Source organism: Burkholderia sp. Ac-20392 (assembly GCF_017104585.1).
Taxonomy (GTDB): Bacteria; Pseudomonadota; Gammaproteobacteria; order Burkholderiales; family Burkholderiaceae; genus Burkholderia; species Burkholderia lata.
Genome location: NZ_JAAGPB010000744.1, coordinates 1 through 3,155 on the forward strand (window position 1 = coordinate 1; position 3,155 = coordinate 3,155).

The 3,155-nt window shown below is 69.5% G+C and carries 3 protein-coding genes and 1 pseudogene; 3 read left to right on the forward strand and 1 reads right to left on the reverse strand.

Annotated elements, in window-relative coordinates; translation table 11 throughout:
• Both G3N99_RS37635 and ugpC read left to right on the forward strand, forming a co-directional pair.
• A pseudogene (locus G3N99_RS37635) lies at window positions 1-193 on the forward strand (HAD family phosphatase); the annotation flags it as partial.
• Between the two features lie 65 nt (window positions 194-258).
• On the forward strand, window positions 259-1,368 hold the full coding sequence (ugpC, locus tag G3N99_RS37640; RefSeq protein WP_206124904.1) for a sn-glycerol-3-phosphate ABC transporter ATP-binding protein UgpC: 1,110 nt from the start codon (window positions 259-261) through the stop codon (window positions 1,366-1,368).
• Between the two features lie 13 nt (window positions 1,369-1,381).
• On the opposite strand, the gene G3N99_RS37645 is transcribed toward ugpC, so the two are convergent.
• A complete protein-coding gene (locus G3N99_RS37645; RefSeq protein WP_174941405.1) occupies window positions 1,382-2,266 on the reverse strand; it encodes a LysR family transcriptional regulator in 885 nt (294 codons plus the stop codon).
• Between the two features lie 113 nt (window positions 2,267-2,379).
• On the opposite strand from G3N99_RS37645, the gene G3N99_RS37650 reads away from it, so the two are divergent.
• Window positions 2,380-3,155 (forward strand): serine hydrolase domain-containing protein (locus G3N99_RS37650; protein WP_206124905.1); only part of this gene is annotated, 776 nt, incomplete at its 3' end.

Genomic DNA, 3,155 nt, shown 5'->3' on the forward strand with positions numbered 1-3,155 from the left:
TAGCGCGACCGGCATCACCGCGGCCGCCGCGGCCGGCATGACCGTGCTCGGCTTCGTCGGCGGCGGGCACGCGTCGGCCGCGCAGATCGACGCACTGCGCGGGATCGGCGCGCGTCACGTCTTCGACGACATGCACGAGCTGCCCGGCTACGTCGCGCGCTGGCAGGCGACCGGCGCGGTACTGCCGAACTGACAATCACTGGCAACGCCAAGGCGCCGCGTTCGACGCGGCGCATCACGAACGAACGGAGACAGATCATGGCAAGCGTGCTCCTGCGCAACATCGCGAAGCGCTACGACGACACCGAAGTGCTGCGCAACGTGAACCTCGACATCGCCGACGGCGAATTCGTCGTGTTCGTCGGCCCGAGCGGCTGCGGCAAATCCACGCTGATGCGGATGATCGCCGGCCTCGAGGATATTTCGAGCGGCGACCTGCTGATCGATGGCGCGAAGGTCAACGACGTGCCGAGCGCGAAGCGCGGCATCGCGATGGTGTTCCAGTCGTATGCGCTGTACCCGCACATGACGCTGTACGACAACATGGCGTTCGGCCTGAAGCTCGCGGGCGCGAAGAAGCCGGAGATCGACCAGGCCGTGAAGCAGGCCGCGAAGATCCTGCACATCGACCATCTGCTCGACCGCAAGCCGAAGCAGCTGTCGGGCGGCCAGCGGCAGCGCGTTGCGATCGGCCGCGCGATCACGCGCAAGCCGAAGGTGTTCCTGTTCGACGAGCCGCTGTCGAACCTCGATGCGGCGCTGCGCGTGAAGATGCGGCTGGAGTTCGCGCGGCTGCACGACGAGCTGAAGACGACGATGATCTACGTGACGCACGACCAGGTCGAGGCGATGACGCTCGCGGACAAGATCGTCGTGCTGTCGGGCGGCGCGGTGCAGCAGGTCGGTACGCCGAACGAGTTGTATCACGCGCCGGCGAACCAGTTCGTCGCGGGCTTCATCGGCTCGCCGAAGATGAACTTCCTGAAGGGCGTCGTCGAATCGGTCGATGCGGGCGGCGTGCTCGTGCGCTTCGACAGCGGCGAGACGCAGCGCGTCGCAGTCGAAGCGACGGGGCTGCAGCGTGGTGCGGCGGTGACGGTCGGCGTGCGGCCCGAGCACCTGAAAGTCGAAGCGGCGGCGACCGGCGTGGCCGCGAAGACGATGGCCGTCGAGTCGCTCGGCGATTCCGCGTACCTGTATGCGGAGTCGGCCGTCGCGCCGGACGGGCTGATCGCGCGGATTCCGCCGCTCGATACGTACCGCACCGGCGAGGCGCTGTACGTGCACGCTCAAGCCGAGCACTGCCACTTGTTCGACGAGCACGGGCAGGCGTTCCGCCGGCTGAGCGTGCAGGCGAAGGCCGCATGACGGCCGGCCGCGCTCACACCGGCAGGTGCGCGGCCATGTAATCGACGAACGCGCGCAGCTTCGGCGTCGGATGGCGGCCTGACGGCCACAGCACGTAGATCGGCGTGCAGCTCGCGACGTGTTCGTCGAGCACCGCGCGCAGCGTGCCGTCTTCGAGCGCATCGCGCACGAAGAAGATGGGCAGGCACGCGATGCCGAGCCCGCGCAGCGCGAAGCACAGGCGTGCCTCCGCGCTGTTGCTGACCATCGCGACCGGCACCTCGGGCAGCGTGCCCGCGCGCGGCACGCGCAGCGGCCAGGTTTCGAGCTTGCCGCTGGTCGGGAAACGGTAGTGCAGGCAGCGGTGCTGCGCGAGATCGGCCGGCGTGCGCGGCGTGCCGTGCCGGTCGAGATAGGCGGGTGACGCGACGAGGTGCTGGCGGAAGTGGCCGAGCAGCCGCGACGACAGCCGCGAATCCGACGGCTGGCCGGTGCGCAGCACCGCGTCGAAACCTTCGTCGACGACGTCGACGAGCCGGTCGCTGAAATCGATGTCGAGCTCGATCTCCGGATACGCGGCCATGAAATCGGCAAGCACCGGCAGCAGCAGCGTGCCGATCGTCGGCAGGCTCACGCGCAAGCGCCCGCGCGGCGCTTCGGCGCTGTGCGTCAGTTCCTGCTCGGCGGCGTCGAGCTCGGCGAGCACGCGCCGGCACCGTTCGAGAAAGCGCGTGCCTTCGGCCGTCAGCGTGATGCTGCGCGTGCTGCGGTGAAAGAGCCGCACGTTCAGGCGCGCCTCCAGCCGCGCGATGCGCTTGCCGATCGCCGATGCCGACAGCCCGAGCGCGCGCCCGGCCGCGACGAAACTGCGCGTTTCCGCGACCTGAACGAACACGACGAAGCCGCCGAGGTTTTCCATGCGAGTTTCCGATTGCGGACGCCAGCGTCCGGATTGTCCGGAACTCTACCCCGGTTTTTCTTCCTGCGTCGCCTCCCTACGATGAGCGCTCGTTCACTGTATGAGGTCACGCCATGTCATCCCTGCCTGTCTCCGCTGTGCGCGTGGACCCGGACGCCGCGCTGCGCCACCGGCTCGACGACGCGCTCGACGACGCGCTCGATCGCGCGCTTGCCGACGCGCGCATGGTCGGCGCGGTCGTGCTGGTCGCGCAGGACGGCGAGCTGCGCTATGCGCGCGCCGTCGGGCTTGCCGATCGCGAAGCCGGCACGCCGATGCGGGAAGACGCGCTGTTCCGTCTGTCGTCGGTCACGAAGCCGGTCGTGGCCGCCGCCGCGATGCGGCTGGTCGCGGCAGGCCGCATCGCGCTCGACGAACCGGTCACGCGCTGGTTGCCCGAGTTCCGCCCGACGTTGCCCGACGGCACGCTTGCCGTCATCACGCTGCGTCATCTGTTATCGCATACGGCCGGCCTCGGCTACCGCTTCCTCGAAGCGGACGGCGACGGCCCGTATGCGCGCGCCGGCGTGTCCGACGGGATGGATCGCTCGGGTCTTTCACTCGCCGAGAACCTGCGGCGCATCGCCGGCGTGCCGCTGCAGTTTGCGCCGGGCACGTCGTGGGGCTATTCGCTTGCGATCGATGTGGTCGGCGCGCTGATCGAGGCGGTCGACGGGCGGCCGCTCGCCGACGCGGTGGCCGCACTCGTCACGACCCCGCTCGGGATGACCGACACCGCGTTCGTCGCGCACGACGCCGCGCGCTTCGCGACGCCTTACGTGAGCACGCCGGGCGCCCCGCGCCGGATGGCGGACGTCGATCTCGTGCCGGTGTTCGACGGCACGATCGG

Excerpts from the sequence above, each read along its gene's own strand:
- G3N99_RS37645 (WP_174941405.1), bottom strand. The coding sequence starts at position 2,266 with ATGGAAAACCTCGGCGGCTTCGTCGTGTTCGTTCAGGTCGCGGAAACG.
- ugpC (WP_206124904.1), top strand. The coding sequence starts at position 259 with ATGGCAAGCGTGCTCCTGCGCAACATCGCGAAGCGCTACGACGACACC.